The 22,214-nt window shown below is 33.0% G+C and carries 18 protein-coding genes and 1 tRNA gene; 14 read left to right on the top strand and 5 right to left on the bottom strand.

All coding sequences use genetic code 11. The features are described from left to right. Positions 1 to 17 precede the first annotated feature (17 nt). The gene (locus BUE10_RS06565; RefSeq protein WP_073483486.1) at positions 18 to 2,885 is read left to right on the top strand and encodes an alpha-amylase family glycosyl hydrolase; all 2,868 of its coding nucleotides are present in this window, start codon (positions 18 to 20) and stop codon (positions 2,883 to 2,885) included. Positions 2,886 to 3,000: 115 nt separating this feature from the next. On the opposite strand, the gene BUE10_RS06560 is transcribed toward BUE10_RS06565, so the two are convergent. The 3 genes from BUE10_RS06560 to BUE10_RS06550 all read right to left on the bottom strand — a co-directional run bounded on the left by BUE10_RS06560 (position 3,001) and on the right by BUE10_RS06550 (position 5,130). Further along, positions 3,001 to 3,228, bottom strand: a complete 228-nt coding sequence (locus BUE10_RS06560; protein ID WP_053470000.1) for a DUF6814 family protein — start codon at positions 3,226 to 3,228, stop codon at positions 3,001 to 3,003. A gap of 12 nt (positions 3,229 to 3,240) precedes the next feature. Continuing rightward, the gene (locus BUE10_RS06555; protein ID WP_073483484.1) at positions 3,241 to 4,737 is read right to left on the bottom strand and encodes an MFS transporter; all 1,497 of its coding nucleotides are present in this window, start codon (positions 4,735 to 4,737) and stop codon (positions 3,241 to 3,243) included. Positions 4,738 to 5,054: 317 nt separating this feature from the next. Beyond that, positions 5,055 to 5,130, bottom strand: a tRNA-Phe gene (locus BUE10_RS06550). Positions 5,131 to 5,234: 104 nt separating this feature from the next. Here BUE10_RS06550 and BUE10_RS06545 point away from each other — a divergent pair. The 7 genes from BUE10_RS06545 (at position 5,235) to BUE10_RS06515 (ending at position 12,199) form a co-directional block, all read left to right on the top strand. Then, a complete protein-coding gene (locus BUE10_RS06545) occupies positions 5,235 to 5,969 on the top strand; it encodes a type III pantothenate kinase (RefSeq protein WP_073484182.1) in 735 nt (244 codons plus the stop codon). Continuing rightward, the gene (locus BUE10_RS06540) at positions 5,962 to 7,188 is read left to right on the top strand and encodes a hypothetical protein (protein WP_073483482.1); all 1,227 of its coding nucleotides are present in this window, start codon (positions 5,962 to 5,964) and stop codon (positions 7,186 to 7,188) included. Before BUE10_RS06545 ends, BUE10_RS06540 begins: the two co-directional genes overlap by 8 nt. Before the next feature lie 52 nt (positions 7,189 to 7,240). Next, positions 7,241 to 7,801, top strand: coding sequence for an LPS export ABC transporter periplasmic protein LptC (gene lptC / locus BUE10_RS06535; protein WP_073483481.1), 561 nt, complete (start codon positions 7,241 to 7,243; stop codon positions 7,799 to 7,801). Between the two features lie 3 nt (positions 7,802 to 7,804). Beyond that, on the top strand, positions 7,805 to 7,999 hold the full coding sequence (locus BUE10_RS06530) for a hypothetical protein (protein ID WP_073483479.1): 195 nt from the start codon (positions 7,805 to 7,807) through the stop codon (positions 7,997 to 7,999). A 2-nt stretch (positions 8,000 to 8,001) separates the two neighbouring features. Beyond that, positions 8,002 to 9,261 (top strand): hemolysin family protein, encoded by a 1,260-nt coding sequence (locus BUE10_RS06525; protein ID WP_073483477.1) that lies wholly within the window; start codon positions 8,002 to 8,004, stop codon positions 9,259 to 9,261. A gap of 108 nt (positions 9,262 to 9,369) precedes the next feature. Further along, positions 9,370 to 11,478, top strand: a complete 2,109-nt coding sequence (locus BUE10_RS06520; protein WP_073483475.1) for a peptidylprolyl isomerase — start codon at positions 9,370 to 9,372, stop codon at positions 11,476 to 11,478. Between the two features lie 286 nt (positions 11,479 to 11,764). After that, complete coding sequence (locus tag BUE10_RS06515) at positions 11,765 to 12,199, top strand: hypothetical protein (RefSeq protein ID WP_053470008.1); 435 nt, start codon at positions 11,765 to 11,767, stop codon at positions 12,197 to 12,199. A gap of 21 nt (positions 12,200 to 12,220) precedes the next feature. Here the strand turns inward: BUE10_RS06515 and BUE10_RS06510 are convergent, their stop codons facing one another. Together BUE10_RS06510 and BUE10_RS06505 are read right to left on the bottom strand one after the other, a co-directional pair. After that, positions 12,221 to 13,135 (bottom strand): GYDIA family GHMP kinase, encoded by a 915-nt coding sequence (locus BUE10_RS06510; protein WP_073483473.1) that lies wholly within the window; start codon positions 13,133 to 13,135, stop codon positions 12,221 to 12,223. Between the two features lie 97 nt (positions 13,136 to 13,232). After that, positions 13,233 to 14,555, bottom strand: a complete 1,323-nt coding sequence (locus tag BUE10_RS06505; protein WP_073483471.1) for a hydroxymethylglutaryl-CoA reductase, degradative — start codon at positions 14,553 to 14,555, stop codon at positions 13,233 to 13,235. Between the two features lie 180 nt (positions 14,556 to 14,735). Here BUE10_RS06505 and BUE10_RS06500 point away from each other — a divergent pair, with 180 nt between their 5' ends. The 6 genes from BUE10_RS06500 to BUE10_RS06475 all read left to right on the top strand — a co-directional run bounded on the left by BUE10_RS06500 (position 14,736) and on the right by BUE10_RS06475 (position 22,212). Then, entirely contained in the window at positions 14,736 to 16,907 is a 2,172-nt protein-coding gene (locus BUE10_RS06500; RefSeq protein ID WP_073483469.1) for a S9 family peptidase, read from the top strand. Positions 16,908 to 16,942: 35 nt separating this feature from the next. After that, positions 16,943 to 18,811: a peptide MFS transporter gene (locus BUE10_RS06495; RefSeq protein ID WP_073483467.1), complete on the top strand. Its 1,869-nt coding sequence runs from the start codon at positions 16,943 to 16,945 to the stop codon at positions 18,809 to 18,811. 1 nt (position 18,812) lies between these two features. Beyond that, entirely contained in the window at positions 18,813 to 20,297 is a 1,485-nt protein-coding gene (locus tag BUE10_RS06490; protein WP_073483465.1) for a peptide MFS transporter, read from the top strand. Between the two features lie 50 nt (positions 20,298 to 20,347). Next, the gene (locus BUE10_RS06485; RefSeq protein WP_073483463.1) at positions 20,348 to 20,815 is read left to right on the top strand and encodes a thioredoxin family protein; all 468 of its coding nucleotides are present in this window, start codon (positions 20,348 to 20,350) and stop codon (positions 20,813 to 20,815) included. Positions 20,816 to 21,041: 226 nt separating this feature from the next. Continuing rightward, positions 21,042 to 21,494, top strand: a complete 453-nt coding sequence (locus BUE10_RS06480; protein ID WP_073484179.1) for a thioredoxin domain-containing protein — start codon at positions 21,042 to 21,044, stop codon at positions 21,492 to 21,494. A gap of 268 nt (positions 21,495 to 21,762) precedes the next feature. After that, the gene (locus BUE10_RS06475) at positions 21,763 to 22,212 is read left to right on the top strand and encodes a hypothetical protein (RefSeq protein WP_073483461.1); all 450 of its coding nucleotides are present in this window, start codon (positions 21,763 to 21,765) and stop codon (positions 22,210 to 22,212) included. Positions 22,213 to 22,214 lie beyond the last annotated feature (2 nt).

Below are 22,214 nucleotides of genomic sequence, written 5' to 3'. Positions count from 1 at the left end.
AATTTAACCGAATTATTATGAAAAAAACTTTACTCTTATTTTTCCTTTTGTTGTCTGTGTTTTCATTTGCACAGCAGCAAACGGCGACTTATTCTGTTAGCCCCGCGGCTTTTGAAGAAACAACTTCTATAACTATTACAGTTAATGGAAACAGTATTAATGAGGCTACATGGGGCGTTACAGATAACTCACTTTACATGTGGGCATGGGCTTTTGATACAAACGACACTACACAAAAAGGCACCCCAAACAATGGTTCTTGGGAAGCTTCAAGCGATGCTAGCAAGTTTACTTATAATGCAGGTACAGATACTTATACAAAAACAATTGTTCCAACAACATATTACAACACTACCGGAATTGGAAAAATTGGTTTTTTAATTAAAGCTAAAAATGGAACAGGCGATAAAAAGTCTCAGGATATTTTAGTTGAAGTAGGATCTTTTCAGGTAAACCTAACTGCACCAATTGAAAATAGTTCAACAATTATTGCATCAGGTTCTAACTTTACTATTACAGCGACAAACACAAACGGAAACGCAAGCTATTCTTTAAAAGCAAACGGAGCTGTTATTAATACCAATACAAGTACTGCAAGTTACTCGTATTCTCACACTAATATTACAGGCAATCAAAGCTATGAATTAAGTGTAACTCAAGGAGCAGTTACAATAGTAAAAAAGTTTTCGGTTGTTGTAAACCCGAACACAGTTTCTCAAGCGATGCCAGCAGGTTTGGTTGACGGAATTAATTATAATAATGCAGATGCTACAAAAGCAACTTTGGTTTTAGATGCACCTTTAAAAGATTTTGTTTACGTAGCTGGAAGTTTCAATAACTGGCAGCCAACTTCGACGTATGCCATGAAAAAAGATCCAACTTCGGGTAAATTTTGGTTGGAGTTAACAGGTTTGGTTTCAGGTGTAAATAATACGTACCAATATTGGGTTGTAGATGCTACACCGCTTGCGAATTCACCTGCAATGGTAAAAACTGCCGATCCGTATTCTACTTTGGTTTTATCTCCGTATGATGATCCGGGAATTCCTGCAGCTTCTTACCCAAATATTCCTGCTTACCCAGCAGGACAGCAATTTGAAGTTACAGTTCTTAAAACAGGACAAACTCCTTATAATTGGCAGGTAACAAATTTTACAAAACCGGCAAAAGAAAAATTAGTAGTTTATGAAGTTTTAGTTCGTGATTTTGATGCAGCCAGAAATTATCAAAGTTTAATTGATAAAATAGATTATTTTAAAAATCTAAAAATAAATGCGATCGAATTAATGCCCGTAATGGAATTTGAAGGCAATGAAAGCTGGGGTTATAATACTTCATTTCACATGGCTTTAGATAAATTTTATGGATCATCGGATAAACTAAAAGAGTTGATTGATGTATTCCACCAAAACGGAATTGCAGTTATTCTTGACGTTGCGCTAAATCATGCTTTTGGAAGAAATCCAATGGTAAGAATGTGGATGAACGATCCTGATGGAGATGGTTTTGGGTCTCCAACGGCCGAAAATCCTTATTTCAATATGGTTGCAAAGCATACGTATAGTGTTGGAGAAGATTTTAATCATCAATCACTTAAAACACAGTATTATGTTAACCGTGTTATCAAACAATGGATTGAAGAGTATAAAATTGATGGTTTCCGTTGGGATTTAACAAAAGGATTTACACAGGCTTGTACAGCTTCAGATGAATCTTGTACCAATGGATATCAGCAGGATAGAGTTGATATTCTTAAGAAATATGCTGATTATTCATGGAGTTTAGATCCAACACATTATACCATTTTTGAGCATTTAGGAACTGATACTGAAGAGCAGCAATGGGCAAATTATAGAATTGCCGAAACGCCAAGTAAAGGAATTATGATGTGGGGAAAAATGACAGATCAATACAATGAATTGTCAATGGGATACACAAGTAATATTACAAGAATGTCAAGTGCAAGTCGTGGTTTTACAGCAAACCGTTTAATGGGTTATGCAGAAAGTCATGATGAAGAAAGACTGATGTATAAAAATATACAATACGGAGCCACAAATGGTTCATACAATGTAAAAACATTAAATACCGCTTTGTCAAGAATGTCTGCCATTGGAGCAGTTTCATTACTAGTTCCGGGACCAAAAATGATTTGGCATTTTGGAGAATTAGGATGGGAGAAATCTATTTTTACCTGTAATGACGGAACTGTAAATGATGCTTCAGGAACAATAGCTGGAGACTGTAAATTAGATACAAAACCACAGCCACAATGGGTAAACAATTGGCTAGGAGATTCAAATCGTAGTAAAATTTATAACGATTGGGCAAAAATGATTACGCTAAAAACGGTAGAGCCGGTATTTTTAGGAACTTCTACAATAACAAATGCGAATTCATCAACAGTAAATATCAAAATTACAAATGCAAGTTTAGCTTCAACTCAATTAAAAGATGTTGTGATTTTAGCCAATTTTGGTACATCTGCACAAAACGTTGCAACAGGTTTTCCATACACAGGAACTTGGTACAATTTAATGGATAATACAACAATAAATGTTACTGATGCAAATGCTGCAATAAATTTACCAGCAGGAGAATACAGAATTTATGGTAATAAAACTGCAAACCTTGCCATTGAAGATTTTGAAAAAGGAAATGTAGTGAGTTTATATCCAAATCCGGTTTCAAATTACTTTACCTTAAATACTGCTTTTACAAAGGTTCAGATTTATTCAATTTCCGGACAATTAGTAAAAAGTTTTGCTTCAAATGGTAATGCTGATTTTCAATTTGGCGTAAGCGAATTACAAACAGGATTGTATGTCGTAAAAGCTTCTGATGAAAATAACAAGGTTCAGGTAATGAAGTTTATCAAAAAATAAACGCTGAAAATATATCTCTAACAGATTGAAGATTTGGTTTGGTTAGTAATGAGAAAGGGCTGTTCTATTGAAAAATAGACAGCCCTTTTCTGGTTTAGTTGTTTATTGTTTTCGTTTATTTCTTTTTATCGTTGTATTCTCCAATCACGGCAAAATAACCAAAAGTCCCTAAGCCCAAAACAATAAGTGGCGTTAGAATAAAAAGAATAATGATTCCAAAAACTAAATCATCTTGCTGGTCTGATAATAATTTAGGTAAGCCAAATTCAAACACGCAAAAATAAGCGGCTGCAACTGCCAAAATAACCCATAAAACGCCTAAAGTTTGTTTGATTTTGTCCATGTTCATAAAATGTTAAAGATGATTAATTTTGTTTTTGTTGTCTATGTAAATCATTCCAATCACAAAGCAGATTGAAGCTATAATAATAGGATACCAAAGTCCGTCAAGATAAAAATCACTTTTTCCGGCCGCTTTTGCATGTGTTACAAAATAAGTAGAAATCGCCGGCAGCAAACCTCCAAAAATTCCATTCCCTACATGATAAGGAAGTGACATCGAAGTATACCTGATTTTAGTTGGAAACATTTCCACTAAAAATGCTGCAATTGGACCATAAACCATTGTAACAAATATAACCTGAATGAAAACTAAAAAAATTAATGTCCATTCATCGCCAGAATTGATATTAATAATAACACTACTTTGAGATTTCTTCTTATTAGCAAAATCTGTCTTCTTTTCAATATACGAAGTTCCGTCAGTATAGGTTTTTGAAACTGTGGTAATTACATCATTATTTTTTACTGTTTCAGTACTTTGTGTTGTTTTTTCTACGATTTCGGTTTTATAATTAACATCAGTCGTGTTGTACATCATCTTATATATAGGTCTGTAAAACAAAATAGCAAGCAGCATCCCAGACATCATAATATATTTTCGGCCCACTTTATCACTCAGCCATCCAAAAACAATAAAAAACGGAGTTCCTAATAATAATGCAATTCCCAGTAAACTGTCAACCTGAGAAGATTCTACATTCATAACCGTTTTCATAAAACTCATGGCATAGAACTGCCCGGTATACCAAACAACACCTTGTCCCATTGTGGCTCCAAATAAAGCCAGCAAAACAAATTTTAGATTATATCTATTACCAAAACTTTCCTTTAGCGGATTTGTACTTGTAGTTCCTTCCTTTTTTGCTTTTGCAAAAACAGGCGATTCATCCATATTTTTCCGAATCAAATAAGAAACACCAACCATAACAATAGAAACCCAAAAAGGAACGCGCCATCCCCAGGAATCAAAAGCTTCGCTTGAAAGTATATTTTTAGTAGCCAGAATTACCATTAAAGAAATAAACAACCCAATGGTTGCTGTGGTTTGAATCCACGAAGTCCAATATCCTTTTTGACCAACCGGAGCGTGTTCTGCAACATAAGTAGCCGCTCCGCCATATTCTCCTCCAAGGGCTAAACCTTGCAGCAAACGTAAAATCAAAACTAATAAAGGCGCAATAAAACCAATGGTTTCATAACTCGGAATACATCCTATTAAAAAAGTAGAACCTCCCATTAATAATAAAGTAGCCATGAAAGTATATTTTCGGCCAATAATATCGCCTAACCTTCCAAAGAACAAAGCTCCAAAAGGTCTAACAACAAATCCGGCAGCAAACGTGGCTAAAGTTGATAAAAACGCAGCGGTGGGATTATCACTAGGAAAAAATTTGGTTGAAATTACAACGGCTAAACTTCCAAAAATATAGAAATCATACCATTCAATCATTGTTCCCATAGAAGAGGCAGAAATTACTTTCCAAATGCCTTTAGTTGAAGTTTTACCCATAAAAAACGCTCTGTGTTTTTGATAATAAATGAAAAGCTAGTATACGATTTCACGAATATAATGGATATTTTTTTATTCAGTTGATACTTTTTTAACAAAATCACTTTAATTATTAACTTTCTGTTTTTTGGTAATCAAAAGTTTACAAAGAGAAGAGATGGAGAGTCTCTAACCGCAAAGCACACAAAGAAAAAACGCAAAGGTTCGCAAAGTTTAATAATAACTTTGCGAACCTTTGCGTAAATCCTAGCGCTCTTTGCGGTTAAATTTTAGGAAAATATTAAAAACAAAAAACCCGAATATTACTATTCGGGTTTTGGTGGTACCTCCAGGGATCGAACCAGGGACACATGGATTTTCAGTCCATTGCTCTACCATCTGAGCTAAGGTACCGTGTGGTGCTTATTGCGGGTGCAAAGATAGAATCATTTTTCGTTTATCCAAAACATTTTTTTAAAAAAATCAATTCGTATCTTCGCAAGGGTAAAAAAATAAATATGACTTTAGCGGTTGACGTTGGAAACACTCGAATTAAAGCAGCTGTCTTTGAGGGAAGTACTGTTCTTGAGAATTTTGTTTTTGAGAAAAATGAACTCGAAAAAAAAATTACAAAAATTTTAGAAAAATTTCAAAACTGCACTGATTTGGTTGTCGCATCAGTTGGAAATGTCGAAAAACAGTCTTTTTTAGCTTTCGAAAATCAGCTCAACATTCATTTTTTTACCCATGAAGATATTTTTCCCTTCACAAATAAATATGCAACGCCAAAAACTTTAGGAATAGACAGAATGATTTTGGCTGCCGGAGCAACTTTACAATTTCCCAAGCAAAATAGATTAGTAATTGATGCAGGAACTTGCATAACCTACGATTTTATCGACGAAAATGATAATTATCTTGGCGGAGCGATTTCTCCGGGACTTCGTTTACGCTACGAATCTTTGCACAATTTCACAGCCAGACTGCCTTTGTTGACTTTAGAAGCCCCTGATTCCTATATAGGAAATTCGACTGCACAAGCCATACATTCGGGAGTTGTCAATGGGTTCGTCTATGAGATTGACGGTTTTATCGATGAATATCGGTCGAACTTTTCAAATTTTATAATAATTTTAACGGGAGGTGATGCAGAATTTTTGGCTAAACGATTAAAAAATACCATATTTGCCAATTCAAATTTCCTTCTGGAAAGTTTGAACCAAACATTTCAATATAAAATCGACAATGATTAAAAAAATTATAATAAGCGCTTGTCTGCTTATCTCGTTCGTTTCATTTGCTCAGCAAGGTACTTCGTCGCCATATTCTTTCTACGGAATTGGAGATACAAGATTTAAAGGAACTCTTGAAAACAGAAGCATGGCAGGAGTTGCGGTTGAACAGGATAGTATTCACCTGAATATTGAAAATCCGGCAAGTTATGCCAGTCTGGGTCAAACTACTTTTTCAGTTGGAGGAACTTTTGGAACTAATACTATAAAAAGCAGCACAGAATCCTCAAAAGCACAAAGATCAACTTTCGATTATTTGGCATTAGGAATTCCTATGGGCAAATTTGGAGCAGGTTTCGGTCTGATTCCATTGTCATCCGTTGGTTATAAAATTACAGATTTTAACACTGGGCCAAATGAAATTAACAGCCAGCTTGAAGGGAAAGGTGGTGTTAATAGAGTATTCTTTGGTTTAGGATATAAAATTACACCAAAGTGGAATATTGGAGCAGATTTGCAGTACAATTTCGGTAAGATTACAACAACGACAATTGAGGCTATGAATGATGTGCAAAATGCAACCAGAGAAACTAATACATCTGAATTATCGGGTGTGAATTTTAATATTGGTACAATGTATCAAACTAAAATCACAAAAAAGTTAAACGTTTACACTAGTTTAAACTATACTTTTGGAAGTACATTAAATTCAGTGAGTACAAGAATAACTGAAGTTGATGGAGATCCGGATGCAGTAACTGAAGATCCGGTAGACACCAAATTAAAACTTCCAAATAAATTAACTTTCGGAGCAGGTATTGGAGAGGCAAGAAAATGGTTAGTAGGAACTACACTTGCTTTTCAGGGAACTGGACAGCTTGCCAATTATTACAACACAAGGTCAAATGTTAGATATGAAAAGTATACCAAATATGCAGTAGGAGGTTACTATATTCCAAACTATAGTTCATTTACAAATTACTTTAGCAGAATTACCTATAGAGCAGGTTTGAAATATGAAAAATTGGGTTTAATAGTAAACAATGAATCAATCAACGATGTTGGAATGTCATTAGGAGCAGGATTCCCAATAACAGGAACTTTTTCAAATGTAAATGTTGGAGTTGAATTTGGAAAAAGAGGAACAACTTCTGCTGGATTGGTTCAGGAAAATTATATGAACTTCAGTGTAGGCTTCTCGTTTAACGACAGATGGTTTGTGAAGAGTAAATTTAATTAAACCTAAACTTACATGGTTTTTTAACCTCGTCACAATTTATTACATTTGGCAGATGAATTTACCAAAGAGATATATTATAAACGTTGTCACAGTTTTTGCTGTGACTCTGTTTTTTGGATGCGAAAGTAATTTTAAAGACGTTCAAAAAATTAACTTCTCAGAGTTCGTACCAGGGAGTGATGCAGATACTGTAAATATTAAATATACAGATTCAGGAAGAATAACGGGCGTTTTGATAAGTCCAAAAATGCTGGATTATTCTAATCTTGACTTTCCTTTTACAGAATTTCCTAAAGGACTCGATGTTACTTTATATGATAAAAAACAAAAGCGTACTTTTATACGATCAAATTATGCCGTTTCATACAAAACGACTGGTATAATTGATTTGCAGGGAAAAGTTAAAATCACATCAGAAGAAGGTCAGGTTCTGGAAACAGAACAATTGTACTTTGACCAGAAAAATGAATGGTTTTATACCGAAAGAAAATTCAAGCTTACAGATGCAAAAGGAGTTTCTTACGGGCAGGGAATTGATTTTAGCAAAGATTTTAAAGTGATCAATTCACAGCGAATAAGCGGTGAAATTGAATCAAACGATGATAAATTATAAATTATGGGTTACTTAAAATACACACAATACGTTTACATAGCATTTGCAGTTTTCTTTATTTACGATGGTGTAACAAAGCTGAACGAAGGAAATGTAAATTATCCGTTAAGCTTTCTAATTGCCGGAATGGCGGTTTTTATGTTTTTCTTTAGAAGAAGGTTTACCAAGAGATTTGATGATCGTAATAAAAAACAGTAAAAATGGAGATTAGTATTATAATATTATGTTTAATACTATCAGCTTTTTTTTCAGGAATGGAAATAGCTTTTATTTCCTCAAACAAAATTTATCTTGAAATTGAAAAAAAACAAGATAATTTTCTGTCTCAAATTTTAACTAAACTTACCCAAAATCCTTCAAAATTTATTGCGTCAATGCTTATTGGAAACAATGCAGCACTCGTAGTTTATGGGTTTTATATGGGAGATGTTGTGCTTCACTGGATAATTGGTTTTGGATTTCAATTCTCTTATTTAACAACAATTCTGGTTCAGACTTTAATTTCAACGTTTATAGTTTTAATAACAGCTGAATTTTTTCCGAAGGTATTTTTTCAAATTTATGCCAATTCATTAATTAAGGCTTTTGCAGTTCCGGCGTATCTTTTCTACCGACTCTTTTATTATATCTCAACGTTTTTTATCTGGATTTCAGATTTTGTTTTGAAAAAATTTTTCAAGACAGAAGGCGATCAGGTACAATTGTATTTCAGCAAAATAGAACTTGGAAATTATATTACAGAACAAATGAATTCTGTTGAAGATGATGATGAAGTAGATTCAGAAATACAGATTTTTCAGAATGCATTAGAGTTTTCGGGCGTAAAAGCGCGCGATATTATGACGCCGCGTACAGAGATTGTTTCAATAGATTTATTTGAGACCGTTTCAGATCTAAAAGAACTTTTTATTGAAACCGGATATTCTAAGATCGTTGTAAGTCAAAACTCTCTTGACGATATTGTGGGATATGTGCATTCATTTGATTTGTTTAAAAAGCCAAAAACTATAAAATCGGTTTTAATGACCGTTGAATTTGTACCGCAAACCATTTTAATTAAAGATGCTTTAGATCTTTTAATTAAAAAGAGGAAAAATGTTGCTGTAGTTTTAGATGAATACGGAGGAACTTCGGGAATTATAACCATAGAAGATATAGTGGAAGAGCTTTTTGGAGAAATCGAAGACGAACACGATTTAGACGAAGAATTGATCGAACAGGAATTAGGAGAAGGTAAGTATTTGTTTTCGACACGATTAGATGTGGAGTATTTAAACGAAACCTATAAATTGATGATTCCAGAGGAAGATTCTTACGGGACATTAGGAGGATTTATTGTAAATTCGACCAAAGAAATTCCGCAAAAGGGCGAAAAGATTGTAATTAACAGGTATCATTTCGTTATAGAACAGGCGTCAAACAACAAAATTGAATTGGTCAGATTGACAATAAAAGAGTGAATTTTTAAAGAATTAAAAAAAATTGTGCAAAATAAAACGCTAGTTGTATTGTTATTAACTAGATAATTGTATTTTCGCAAACTGAATATAAAATTAACGATAATTAAAATGGCAGTTTTAGCAAAAATTAGACAGCGTTCAGCTCTATTGATAGGTGTTATTGCACTTGCATTATTTGCATTTATAATACAAGATTTATTTACTAGAGGAACATTTGGTCAAAGTTCAAAAGATGTAGGAAGCATCGATGGAAAAGATATTTCATTTGAAGACTTTAGAGTTAAAGTTAGTAATCTTGAAAAAAGTGGTCAAGGAATTACTTCCACTGAAGCTGCAAACAGAGTTTGGGATCAAGAAGTTTCAATCGCATTATTATCAACTCAGTTTGATAAATTAGGATTGAGAGTTGGTGAAAAACACTTAATTGAAGTTTTAAAAGCAGATCCTAACATTGGAAAAGCTCCTATGTTTTTAAACGCAGCAGGAATGTTTGATGTTACAAAATTCAAAGACTATATCAAAACAAATCCTGAAGCAGCTCAATTTATTACTGCAAAAGAAAAAGATGCTGAATTAAACGCAAAATTTCAAATTTACAATACTTTAATAAAATCTGGACTTTATACAACTGCTAGTGAAGGAAAGCTGAAGTATGAAATGGAAGCTAACAAAGTAAACTTTGCTTATGCCGGAGCTTTATATTCTTCTATTAAAGATAGTGAAGTAAAAATTTCTGATTCAGATATCGTAGATTATATGAAGAAAAACGAGAAAAAATTCAAAGCAGAAGATACTCGTGAAATTCAATACGTTTTAGTTGAAGACAAACCTTCGAAAGAAGATGAAGCTGAAATTAAAGCTAAAATAACTTCTTTATTAAACGGTAGAGTAGAATACAACGCAAAAACAGGTAAAAACGATACATTACCAGGTTTTAAAAGCGCAACAAACATTGGGGAATTTGTAAACGCAAATTCTGATGTTCCTTACGATTCTACATATATTGCTAAAAATGCTTTACCAGCAGTAGATGCTGATAAATTATTCAGCTTACCTGCCGGATCAATTTATGGTCCTTATGTATACGGAAAATATTATGCTATTTCTAAATCTTTAGGGTTTAAAGCTGGGGTTAATGCAAAAGCAAGTCAAATTGTAATTGGTTACGAAGGTTCTCAAACCCAAAATCCAAAAGAAAAAAGAACTAAAGAAGAAGCAAAAGCTAAAGCAGAAGAAATTTTAGCTCAAGCTCAATCTAATCCGGATAATTTCATGATGCTTGCTTTTACAAGTTCTGATGATGCATCTGCACAACAAGGAGGTGATGTTGGTTACTTTAGTCAAAATCAATTGCCGCCAGCATTAAAACCATTTAGTGATTTTGTATTCAGTAATGGAATTGGAAAAGTTGGTTTAGTAGAAACTCCGCTAGGTTTCCACATTATCAAAATTACTGACAAACAAGACGGAATTCGTTTAGCTACAATCGCTCAAAAAATTGAGCCTTCTGAAGCTACTTCTGATAAAGTATTTACATTAGCTACTAAATTCGAAATGGAAGCTGCAGACAAAGATTTTGCTGCTACTGCTAAAGAATTAGGTTTAAAAGTTGCTGCTCCAATATCTGCAAGAGCTATGGATGAGCAATTTGGACCATTAGGAAACCAAAGAAACATTGTAAGATGGGCATTTGATAAAGAAACTAATACAGGAGATGTAAAACGTTTTGAAATCGCTAACGTTGGACACGTAATTGCTCAATACAAAAGCGAAAACAAATCAGGTTTAGTTTCTGTTACAATGGCAAGACCTTACGTTGAGCCAATCTTGAAAAACAAGAAAAAAGCTGAAATTTTAAAAGCTAAATTGACAGGTTCAACTATCGAAGCTATTGCAAAAAGCGCTGGTGTAGCAGTACAACAAGCAACAAACGTAACTCTTGAAAATCCGGTTTTACCTGGTGGAGTTGGACAAGAGCCAAAAGTAGTAGGAAATGCATTTGCATTAGCTGCTAACAAAATCTCTGCTCCAATTGAAGGAAATACTGGAGTTTATGTAGTGAAAAACATTAGCACAGTAAAAGCTCCTGCAATTGCAAATCATGCTGAATATGTTGCTAAAGTAAAAGCTCAAAGCGCATCAGACGCAAGCAGAATTTTACCAGCGTTGAAAAACAATGCTAAAATTGAAGACAACAGATTACAATTCAACTACTAGTTTAGTAAAATAAATTATATAGAAAACCCGAAACATTCAATCGAATGTTTCGGGTTTCTTTTTTGAATATTTTTCATAACTATTTTGTAGTAAATACTTTATATGTTTTTCTTAACTATATGGGAATAATCGAAATATAATTCAAAAAATTTGTGATATTCAAAATATTACAGTTAATTTGTCGGAATTTTGGTTATAAGGAGGTATGTTTTATTTGCCGAATTGTAAATAAAAACTGAAAGAGAATGATAAACAAATACTTTAAAAATTGGGGCGTTTAATGTTTATGTTTAATCTACTGAGAAGAAAACCTAAAGTTTATTCTAAAATTGAGAATCATATTTTTGGAATAATTACGGAACTTCTAAAAGTGAGCAGTACTGACATCAATGTTGATGAATTAGGAGGTAAGTATTATTTAAGCAATGAAGAACAGCATTTTAAAGTTACTATATTAAGTAACGACTATGTGATCAGGCTTACTAATACTCGCGATTCTGTGGCTGAAAAGTACGATAAGGTTTTTGTAGAAGATGTTTTAAAAGCTGTAAAAGAAGAAAAACATCGCAGAATGGAATTGGTTTATGATTCTATCACGAATAGTATAGAAAAAATGGCCGAACGTCTGCACAATACACTTATCGAATCGAACGAACAGGAAAACGAAAAAGTTCGGCGTCTGGAAGCAGAGCACGTTAGTGATCAGAAAGTAAATTTTTAATTTAGTTCTTTGATCAAATAATTACTCTTGTAAAATCATTTCATCATACGTTAGTATTGTGTCATAGCCTTTTGATGCAAAATAATTTCTTGGATTTTCTTTAGAAATTACCATTACAAAATCGCCGCCCCAAGCACCAAGACTCTTAACCGTACCACTAAAATCAGGAAAAGCGATTTCTTTGATCGTTTTTATTTCCATGATATTACTTAAATGAATTTCATGTTTTTCGACTGCATGTGCAAACTCTTTTAGAGATTTAGCATTTAAAATGGCATGTGTTATTTTATTGTTTTCAAGAACACTTTTTGCTAAATTTTGCTGTTTGTGCTTGTTGTAAGCATGTATTGCAGTTTTGCTGTTTTGTTTTTTATTAAGATAAACAAAGAAAATGTTTGTTGTAAAGTCCGGATTGAAAATAACCGGCTCAACAAAATTATTTTCAATTCTATATAAAATAGGAGTGTTGTTTTGCGCGCAGGCAATATCATAACCACTTCCTCCAAAACTGTTTCTAAGCAACGTAAAAGCATTAATATTCGTCCACTGGGCAATATTGTTAATTAGAGTAGATGATGTCCCTAATCCCCAGTTTCTTGGAAAAGTAAGATTCGTTGTTACCTTATATCCTTTTGACTTTTGAATAAATTCGGGATTTAAAACGTATGCTTCGTGAAGTATATTAATTAAGGTGGTTTTTACAGTTTCAATTTCAGAAACAATATTATTTATGACTTCTTCAAATGAAATCGTAGTTTCAAACCAAAGCTTATTATCGTAATCGTAACTTTTCCATTCTATTATTTGGTCTTCGCCATCTTCAACAACTAAATTTTGACCAAATTTTGTTGGCAATGCAAAGGCATCTGCGCCATCTAAAACTAAATATTCTCCAGAGATGAATAGTTTTCCGTTACTATAAAAGGTTGTTTTCATGCTTCGATTTTAAAACAAATTCCAATATTTTAAATTCCAAATTCCAAAGATAATTGGAATTTGGAATTTTACTTAAAGGCTGTAATTTTTGGAATTTTTATTTATTTTGTATTCTTAAACTTTCAATAAATTCTACTACAGCGCTGTGTGAAACTGTGTTTTTCTTAAAATGCGCTTTAATTAAATGACGCTCTTCGTCTGTAGCTTCAAATTGATTGATGATATTATTTAGGTGCATTTTCATGTGTCCTTCCTGAATTCCGGTTGTAGTTAAAGAACGGAGTGCAGCAAAATTTTGTGCTAAACCGGCAACCGCAGTTATTTCCATTAATTCTCTTGCAGAAGGCTTTTCAAGTATTTCTAAACATAATTTTACCAGAGGATGTAAGGAAGTTAATCCGCCTACTGTTCCTAAAGCCAATGGAATTTCAAGCCAGAAAGTAAAAATTCCGTTTTCGATTTTGGCATGAGATAAACTTGCATATTGTCCGTTTTTTGAAGCATAAGCATGAACTCCGGCCTCTACGGCTCTAAAATCATTTCCTGTTGCTAAAACTACGGCATCAATACCATTCATGATACCTTTATTGTGCGTTACAGCTCTAAAAGGTTCTACTTCGGCAATTTGAACTGCCTGAACAAAACGTTCTGCAAATTCCTGCGGATTTGTAATATGTTTTTCGGCTAATTCTTCAATAGGGCAGGAAACCTCAGCTCTTACAAGACAATTCGGAACATAATTAGACAAAATACTCATAATTACAGTCAGCGTATCTTCTTCAGAAAATAAATCAGAATTTTGAAATTCTTCTTTTAAAGTTGTAGCAAACTGCTCTAAACACGAATTAATAAAATTCGCTCCCATGCTGTCTTTAGTTTCAAAAGCGGCATGAAGCTGATAGTAATTTTCCAGTAAATTTCGTTTATCCTTTAAGTGGATATCTAAAATTCCGCCGCCGCGTTCCTGCATATTTTTAGTAATGCTTTGCGTTTCAGAAAAGAATTTAGATTTTATTTGCTCAAAAAAGGATTGCAGTTTTTCGGCATCACCATTAAAAGTAAAATGAACCTGGCCAATTTTTTCAGTGTCAATTATTGTGGCTTTAAAACCTCCGCGTGTAGCCCAGAATTTTGCGGCTTTTGATGCTGCTGCAACCACAGAACTTTCTTCGATTGCCATGGGGATTGTTTTGTACTTTCCGTTGATTAAAAAATTGGGAGCAACCCCAAGCGGGATATATAAATTAGTTATTGTATTCTCAATAAATTCATCATGAAGCTGTTGGAGCTTTTCATCTGAATTCCAGTAATTTCTTATAATACTTAAGGCTTCATCAGGAGCCGAAAAATATTCGTTGGCAATCCAGTTAATTTTTTCTTTTTTGGATAATTTCGAAAATCCTGCAACAGCGTTGTTCATTCTCAATATATTAAATAATAATGTTGCTGCAAAGATACTATTTTAAGAGTTTTGATTGTAATCTATTTCAAACATGGAAGTACGCAATCGTTATTTTTTTTAACATTTAACACTTAAAATGTGTATTATGTTTATTTTTTTCACTAAAATTGGACTCTTTTTATATTTAAAATAATTCTAATGAATACAAGTAAAATTACTGTAGTACTTTTATTTATAGTTGCATCGGTTTTTGGGCAGCAAAAAATAACGGTCGAAAATATTTATGGTGGTGCATTTCGGGCAAAAGGAATGGACGAATTGCAATCTTTAAAAAATACAAATCAATATACGGTTCTAAATGTTGATCAGGCAAGCCGGACAATGCAGATTGATTTATATGATTTTGCAACACTAAAAAAAGTATCGAACCTTATTGATACTAAAAACCACAAAGAACTTCAGGACGGAATTGACAGCTATACCTTCGATGCTTCAGAAAAAAAGATTTTAATTGCCTGTAATTCAAATCAAATCTTCCGTCACTCTTTTACAGCAGATTATTTTTTATACGATATCGCTTCAAAATCTCTAACAAAACTGGTTGATTTTCAAATTCAGGAGCCAACTTTTTCTCCAGATGGAACTAAGATTGCTTATGCTAGAGAAAACAATTTATATGTTTATGATGTAGCTTCAAAAAAATCAACAGCTGTTACTACTGACGGAAAGAAAAATGCAGTCATTAATGGTATTACGGACTGGGTTTACGAAGAAGAATTTGCTTTTGTTCGCGCATTCGACTGGAGTAAAGACAGTAAAAAATTAGCTTATATTCGTTTTGACGAAAGCCAGGTTCCTGAGTTTTCAATGTCAATCTTCAAAAAAGATTTATATCCAACAATCGAAACGTTTAAATATCCTAAAGCCGGAGAAAAAAATTCTGTAGTTTCATTACACATTTATGATGCAGCAGGAAATGCTTCTAAAAAAGTAGATTTAGGAAATTATAATGATTTCTACATTGCAAGAATGCAGTGGACAAACGATAACAATACATTGTCTGCACAGGTTTTAAACCGTCACCAGGATAATCTTGATTTATTATTTATTGACGGAACTACAGCTGCTGCAAAAGTGGTTTTGAATGAAAAAGACAAAGCTTACGTAGATGTTACAGATAATTTGACTTTCTTAAAAGATAACAGTTTTATCTGGACAAGTGAAAAAGACGGTTTCAACCATATTTATGTTTATGATAAAACCGGAAAACTTAAAAATCAGGTTACAAAAGGAAACTGGGAAGTGGTATCTTACTACGGTTTCGACGAAAAAACAAAAACTATTTTCTACCAATCTACAGAGAATGGTTCTATCAACAGAGATATTTACAGAATTGGTTTAGACGGAAAAAACAAAACCCGTTTAACTACAAAAGTTGGAACAAGCGCGGCAACTTTCAGCCCGAATTTCCAATATTTTATTACAACATTCTCAAGTAATTTAGTGCCTACAACGTATACTTTAAACGAGGCAAAAACAGGAAAAGAAATTCAGGTTATCGAAAACAATCAGGATCTTGCTGATAAATTAAAAGCGTATAACCTTCCTGCAAAAGAATTTTTCGTTTTAAAAACAGCAAAAGGAAACGAATTAAACGCATGGATTTTAAAACCAAAAGATTTTGATCCATCTAAAAAATATCCTGTTTTCATGTACCAATATTCTGGCCCGGGATCACAGCAGGTAAACAACGACTGGAACAACAGCGATGATTATTGGTTTTTATCTCTTACGCAGCAAGGTTACATTGTAGCTTGTGTTGACGGAAGAGGAACTGGTTTTAAAGGTGCTGATTTCAAAAAAGTAACGCAAAAAGAATTAGGGAAATACGAAGTTGAAGATCAAATTGATGCTGCAAAAGTAATTGGTGCGTATCCTTATGTTGATGCTTCAAGAATTGGAATTTTCGGATGGAGTTATGGAGGTTTTATGTCTTCTAACTGTATTTTTCAAGGAAATGATGTATTTAAAATGGCAATTGCTGTTGCACCGGTTACAAACTGGAGATTTTATGACAGTGTTTACACAGAAAGATACATGCAGACACCTGAGGAAAATGCAAGCGGATACGATCAAAACTCTCCTATAAACCATGTTGATAAATTAAAAGGTAAGTTTTTATTGATTCACGGTTCTGGTGATGACAACGTTCATGTGCAAAATTCAATGCAAATGATGGAAGCATTAATTCAGGCTAATAAGCAATTTGAATCTCAAATATATCCAGATAAAAACCACGGTATTTATGGCGGAAAAACGAGAATTCAGCTTTACAATAAGATGACTAATTTCATCAAAGAAAATTTATAATTTAAAAAATATTAACCTTAAATATAGTGAATAATATGGGAGAAACTCAAGTAAAAACTGCGCATCCAAAAGGACTTTGGGTATTGTTTGGGACGGAGATGTGGGAGAGATTCAATTTTTATGGAATGCGAGCTTTATTAACTTTATTTCTTGTGAATTCATTATTAATGAAGGAAGAAGAAGCGTCTTTAATTTATGGGGGTTTCCTTGGACTTTGTTACTTAACTCCAATGTTAGGAGGTTTTATTGCCGATCGTTATTTCGGAAACAGAAATTGTATCTTATTAGGCGGACTATTAATGGCAATTGGCCAGTTGCTTTTATTTACTAGCGGAAGCGTTTTTGAAGGGAATGTACCTTTTGCAAAAACGATTATGTATTGTGGATTAGGGGCTATTGTTTTTGGTAACGGATTTTTCAAACCAAACATTTCTAGTATGGTGGGAAGTTTGTATCCAAAACAGGAAAAAACTAAACTGGATACGGCTTTTACAATTTTCTATATGGGAATTAATATTGGTGCTTTCTTAGGCCAGTCTATTTGTCCTTTGTTAGGAGACGTAAAAGATGCTGGAGGATTTAGAGATGTCCATGCATTTAAATGGGGATTTTTAGCTGCTGCTATTGCAATGCTTTTGGGTACAATTTTATTTTACTTCTTAAAAAATAAATATGTAGTTTCTCCGGAAGGAAGACCATTAGGAGGATTGCCTTCTAAAAATGTAGCAGAAGATTTTGAAGAAGGGGAAGCACAAAAAGCTAATTTTTCTACTAAATCATTAATAATTGCTGGTATTGCATTTATCGCTTTAGGTTTCTTTTTCCATTATGTTGTAGGTCAAAATTTAATTTACACTTTGATTTATTCAAGTGGAATTGCTTTGGCAGGATTGATTATTTCGGATTCGTCATTGACTAAAATTGAACGAGACAGAATTATTGTTATTTATATCGTTTCGTTTTTTATTATTTTCTTCTGGGCTGCATTTGAACAGGCAGGATCTTCATTAACTTTTATTGCCGACAATCAAACAGATAGACATTTCTTTGGTTATCTAATGCCTCCGTCAATGGTTCAGATTTTTAACGGATTGTTTGTTGTAGCACTTGCAGTTCCTTTTAGTGTATTATGGGATTATTTAAGAGCTAGAGAAAAAGAACCCATTTCTCCTGTAAAATTAGCAGTTGGATTGGTTGTTATTACAATAAGCTTTTTCATGATTGCAAACCAGGTTGCTGGACTTGGAACTTCTGGATTGTTATTAGTTAAATGGCTTATCTTATTGTATTTCCTAAATACTTGTGCAGAGTTGTGTTTGTCTCCAATTGGATTGTCATTGGTAGGTAAATTATCTCCAAAACGTTTTGCTTCATTATTGTTTGGGGTCTTCTTTTTGTCGAATGCATCTGGTTATGCATTAGGAGGGACTTTAGGTTCAATTTTGCCTCCAACAGGAGATAAATATATAGCTGCTAAAAAGGTAAATATAGATTTACAGTCATTATTAGACAATAAAACTGTAGCAAATGGAGAAGAATTATTTGCTTTAGCAAAACTTCAAATTGCAAAAGTTGACAAGGAAAAAGCAAAAGAACTTAATTTAGATATAGAAAAGAAAATAGAGACTTTAGCGGAAATAAAAAACCAAAAGGATTTTGCTAAAAGAAACAAAACAGAATATGTAAATAAATTCGTAGCAAAAGATACTACATTTACCGTACAGGAATTAAATCTTATTAAAGATAAACAAGTTATAACTGTTTCCTATCCAAATTTTGCTGGATTTGTTATTCACAACCTATATGAGTTCTTTATGGTATTTGTTGTTCTTACAGGTATCGCGGCAATTGTATTATTTGCTTTGACTCCATTGTTGAAAAAAATGATGCACGGAGTAAGATAGTATGGAACATAAAATCACTTTAGAGGAAATTCAAAATTTTAAAGGCAAGTACCCAAAACAATTGTGGTACTTGTTTTTAGTTGAAATGTGGGAGCGTTTTTGTTTTTACGGAATGAGAGGAGTTTTATCATTTTTCATGGTAGACCAATTAGGTCTGTTGGATGGACAGGCAAGTCTTCAATATGGTGCTGTGCAGGCTTTTGTTTATGCTTTTACTTTTATTGGAGGTATTTTTGCAGATAAAATTTTAGGATTTAAAAAATCACTTCTTTTTGGAGGAATCGTAATGATTTTGGGGAATTTGCTGATTGCAGCTTCTCCGCATGATTTCTTTTATTACGGAATAACACTTTCTATTATCGGAACAGGTTTTTTTAAGCCAAACGTTTCTTCAATGGTTGGTGAATTATACCATGAAAATGATGGACGTCGTGACGCAGGTTACGGGTTGTTTTACGCGGGAATTAATATTGGCGGAATGCTTGGTGGTGCAATTCCTATTTATTTAGGAAAAAATTATTCTTGGAGTTTATGTTTCCTTTCTGCAGCTATTGTTATGGTTATTGGTGTTGTAACTTTCCTTTTGACTAAAAAACATCTTGCTCCAATTGGAAATTCTCCGTTAGAAAAACAGACGCCTAAAAAACGTAGTCTTTACGAAATCTCAGTTTATGCAGGTTCTATATTGGTAATTCCACTTGTTTATATAATGGTTATAAATTCTGATTATACAGAGTATTTTATGTATACTATGGGAATAGTTGCATTAGGATATTTTGCATATGAGTTGATAATGTTAAAGGATGGAAAGCAACAGCGTAAACTTTTAGCAGCGTTTGTATTTATTTTTGGATACTTCATGTTTATGGCAATTTCAGAACAATCTGGAGGGTCTTTGTCTTTATTTGCAAAAGATAACTTATCTAACAAAATGTTGTTTTTTCATATTGATCCAAACGTGGTAAACAATAGTATAAATTCACTTTATGTTATTATTTTTAGCCCGTTGGTAGGTCTGCTGTGGATATATATGTCTAAGCGAAAAGTTGAACCAAATACCGTTATTAAATTTGGTTTGTCATTTATTTTGCTGGCGGCAGGATTCTTTATTTTTTACTGTGCCCGATTTTTTCTAGCTGCAGACGGGTTAAGTTCCCTTGACGTATTTGCTTTAGGATATCTTTTATATACTCTTGGAGAATTATGTATTGGCCCAATCGGAATGTCGGTAATCACAAAATTATCGCCTAAACGTTTGTTTGGAATGATGATGGGATTATGGTTCCTTTCAAGTGCATTTGGACAATTTGCTGCTGGAAAATTAGGAGCTGAAATGTCTGATGCAAATACAGGTACAACATTAATGTCTAAGCTTATTGCTTATACAGATGGATATTATCAACTTGCATTGTATTCGCTTATTGCGGGTATTGCATTAATTGTTTTGACTCCGTTAATTAGAAGGTTAATGCAAGAAGTAAAATAAATAGATTTTTCAATTCATTTTTTATTTAAATTTGCATAAAATAATACGTTATGAAAAGAATATTACTAATAGCCTTTTTTATAGTTGGAGCATTTGCAACTCAGGCTCAGGAACTAAAATGGTATACTGATGTTAAAGAAGCAATCACGGTAAGTAATAAGGAGCAAAAACCTATGTTGATGTTCTTTACAGGAAGTGATTGGTGCGGATGGTGTATTCGTTTGCAAAACGAAGTTTTAAAAACTCCGGAATTTAAAAAATGGGCTGTTGATAATGTTGTTTTAGTAGAATTGGATTACCCAAGAAGCGTTCCGCAGACTCCAGAGCTTAAAAACCAAAATAATGAGTTACAGCAGGCTTTTGGAATCCAGGGATTTCCTACCGTGTATTTTACAAGTGCACAAACTAAAGATGGAAAAGTTAATTTTACAGGTCTTGGTAAAACAGGATATGTTGCCGGAGGCCCATCGGCTTGGTTAACAGTTGCAGAAGGAATTGTTCATCCTAAAAAGTCTTAAAGAATTTAATTTTTAAATCAAGATTATATATAAAACTCCTTACAGTAATGTAAGGAGTTTTTTTGTTTAGTAGGAAAAGATTTTCATTTGTTAAGGCTGAATTATTATTTCAATATTTATTTATAAATAAAAAAATATATAATGTAATTTTTGGCACAATATAATTTGGATAATTAAAATATTATGTTAATTTCGTTATGCTATACTAACCAAAACCAATATGATTATGACTAAAAAATTACTTATCCTACTGTTTTTTTTAGGTTCATTTTTCTTGCATGCACAAACTCTTGCGTGGCGAACAAATATGACTGATGCGATCGCAATTAGTAATGAAGAAAGAAAACCCATGTTAATTTTATTCACTGCCTCAGGTGTACCAGAAAATCTTCAGAACGAAGTATTTAAAACCCCAGACTTTGCAGTTTGGTCGCGTGATAATGTAATTCTTGTAAAATTAGATTTATCAGATTCTACAGCTTCAGATGGAGATAAAGAACAAAACATTAAATTAAAAAATGCTTTTGGAGTTGATGATTTACCGCAAGTATGCTATGCAATGGCTTCGATAAGAAAAAATAAAACAACTTTTAGCGCTCTTGGTAAAATTGCATACAAACCGGGAGGTGCAAAAGCATGGATTGCAGAATCAAATAATATTCTGCATCCGAGTGAGTAATAATTTAAATTAAGTTTCTTAGTTTAATTTGTAGAATCCCTTTTCAACTTAGTTGAAAAGGGATATTTTTTTTAAACAAGTTAAAATGTAGATTATACATTTAATATTTTAAGGCCGTAAATTTTCCGTTTTTTTCAAATAAATAATTCTTATATAATTAAATTCATTTTAATGCATTTTTTTTGGAACTATTTGTTTTAATGAAGATTGTTGGCAGTAGGTTTTGTGTTAATTTAGTTTTATTAACCAAGCCCAAAACCTATAAATTATGACCCGAAAACTACTTATCCTGCTATTTTTTTTAGTGACATTCTTAGCTAAATCTCAAAGTTTAGAATGGAAAACCGATATGGTTGATGCAATTACCTTAAGTAATGAGGAAAGAAAACCGTTGTTGATCTTATTTACTGCTGCTAATGTCCCGGAAAACCTGCAAAACGAGGTGTTTAAAACATTAGATTTTGAAAAATGGTCGCGCAAGAATGTTATTTTAGTAAAGCTAGACTTGTCTGATGCAGCAATATCAAGTGAAGTCAAAGAACAAAACATTAAATTAAAAAATGCCTTTGGTGTTGCAGAACTACCTGAGGTTTGTTACGCGAAAGGTTCAACTGGAAATGGTAAAACTGCTTTTAATTTATTAGGCAGACTCCCGTATAATTCAAATGGAGTGAAAGCTTTTATTTCAGACTCAAATTTGATTTTAAATCCAGAATAAAA

It is taken from the genome of Flavobacterium sp. CF108 (assembly GCF_900129795.1).
In the GTDB taxonomy this organism is placed as follows: domain Bacteria; phylum Bacteroidota; class Bacteroidia; order Flavobacteriales; family Flavobacteriaceae; genus Flavobacterium.
This window is presented reverse-complemented; position numbering and strand designations above follow the sequence as displayed.

Bases quoted from the DNA above. Each gene is read 5' to 3' on its own strand.
- BUE10_RS06555 (WP_073483484.1), bottom strand. From the start codon at position 4,737: ATGGGTAAAACTTCAACTAAAGGCATTTGGAAAGTAATTTCTGCCTCT.
- BUE10_RS06525 (WP_073483477.1), top strand. From the start codon at position 8,002: ATGGAGATTAGTATTATAATATTATGTTTAATACTATCAGCTTTTTTT.
- BUE10_RS06520 (WP_073483475.1), top strand. From the start codon at position 9,370: ATGGCAGTTTTAGCAAAAATTAGACAGCGTTCAGCTCTATTGATAGGT.
- lptC (WP_073483481.1), top strand. From the start codon at position 7,241: ATGAATTTACCAAAGAGATATATTATAAACGTTGTCACAGTTTTTGCT.
- BUE10_RS06500 (WP_073483469.1), top strand. From the start codon at position 14,736: ATGAATACAAGTAAAATTACTGTAGTACTTTTATTTATAGTTGCATCG.
- BUE10_RS06480 (WP_073484179.1), top strand. From the start codon at position 21,042: ATGACTAAAAAATTACTTATCCTACTGTTTTTTTTAGGTTCATTTTTC.
- BUE10_RS06530 (WP_073483479.1), top strand. From the start codon at position 7,805: ATGGGTTACTTAAAATACACACAATACGTTTACATAGCATTTGCAGTT.
- BUE10_RS06545 (WP_073484182.1), top strand. From the start codon at position 5,235: ATGACTTTAGCGGTTGACGTTGGAAACACTCGAATTAAAGCAGCTGTC.
- BUE10_RS06560 (WP_053470000.1), bottom strand. From the start codon at position 3,228: ATGGACAAAATCAAACAAACTTTAGGCGTTTTATGGGTTATTTTGGCA.
- BUE10_RS06505 (WP_073483471.1), bottom strand. From the start codon at position 14,555: ATGAACAACGCTGTTGCAGGATTTTCGAAATTATCCAAAAAAGAAAAA.
- BUE10_RS06510 (WP_073483473.1), bottom strand. From the start codon at position 13,135: ATGAAAACAACCTTTTATAGTAACGGAAAACTATTCATCTCTGGAGAA.
- BUE10_RS06495 (WP_073483467.1), top strand. From the start codon at position 16,943: ATGGGAGAAACTCAAGTAAAAACTGCGCATCCAAAAGGACTTTGGGTA.
- BUE10_RS06490 (WP_073483465.1), top strand. From the start codon at position 18,813: ATGGAACATAAAATCACTTTAGAGGAAATTCAAAATTTTAAAGGCAAG.
- BUE10_RS06475 (WP_073483461.1), top strand. From the start codon at position 21,763: ATGACCCGAAAACTACTTATCCTGCTATTTTTTTTAGTGACATTCTTA.
- BUE10_RS06540 (WP_073483482.1), top strand. From the start codon at position 5,962: ATGATTAAAAAAATTATAATAAGCGCTTGTCTGCTTATCTCGTTCGTT.
- BUE10_RS06565 (WP_073483486.1), top strand. From the start codon at position 18: ATGAAAAAAACTTTACTCTTATTTTTCCTTTTGTTGTCTGTGTTTTCA.
- BUE10_RS06485 (WP_073483463.1), top strand. From the start codon at position 20,348: ATGAAAAGAATATTACTAATAGCCTTTTTTATAGTTGGAGCATTTGCA.
- BUE10_RS06515 (WP_053470008.1), top strand. From the start codon at position 11,765: ATGTTTAATCTACTGAGAAGAAAACCTAAAGTTTATTCTAAAATTGAG.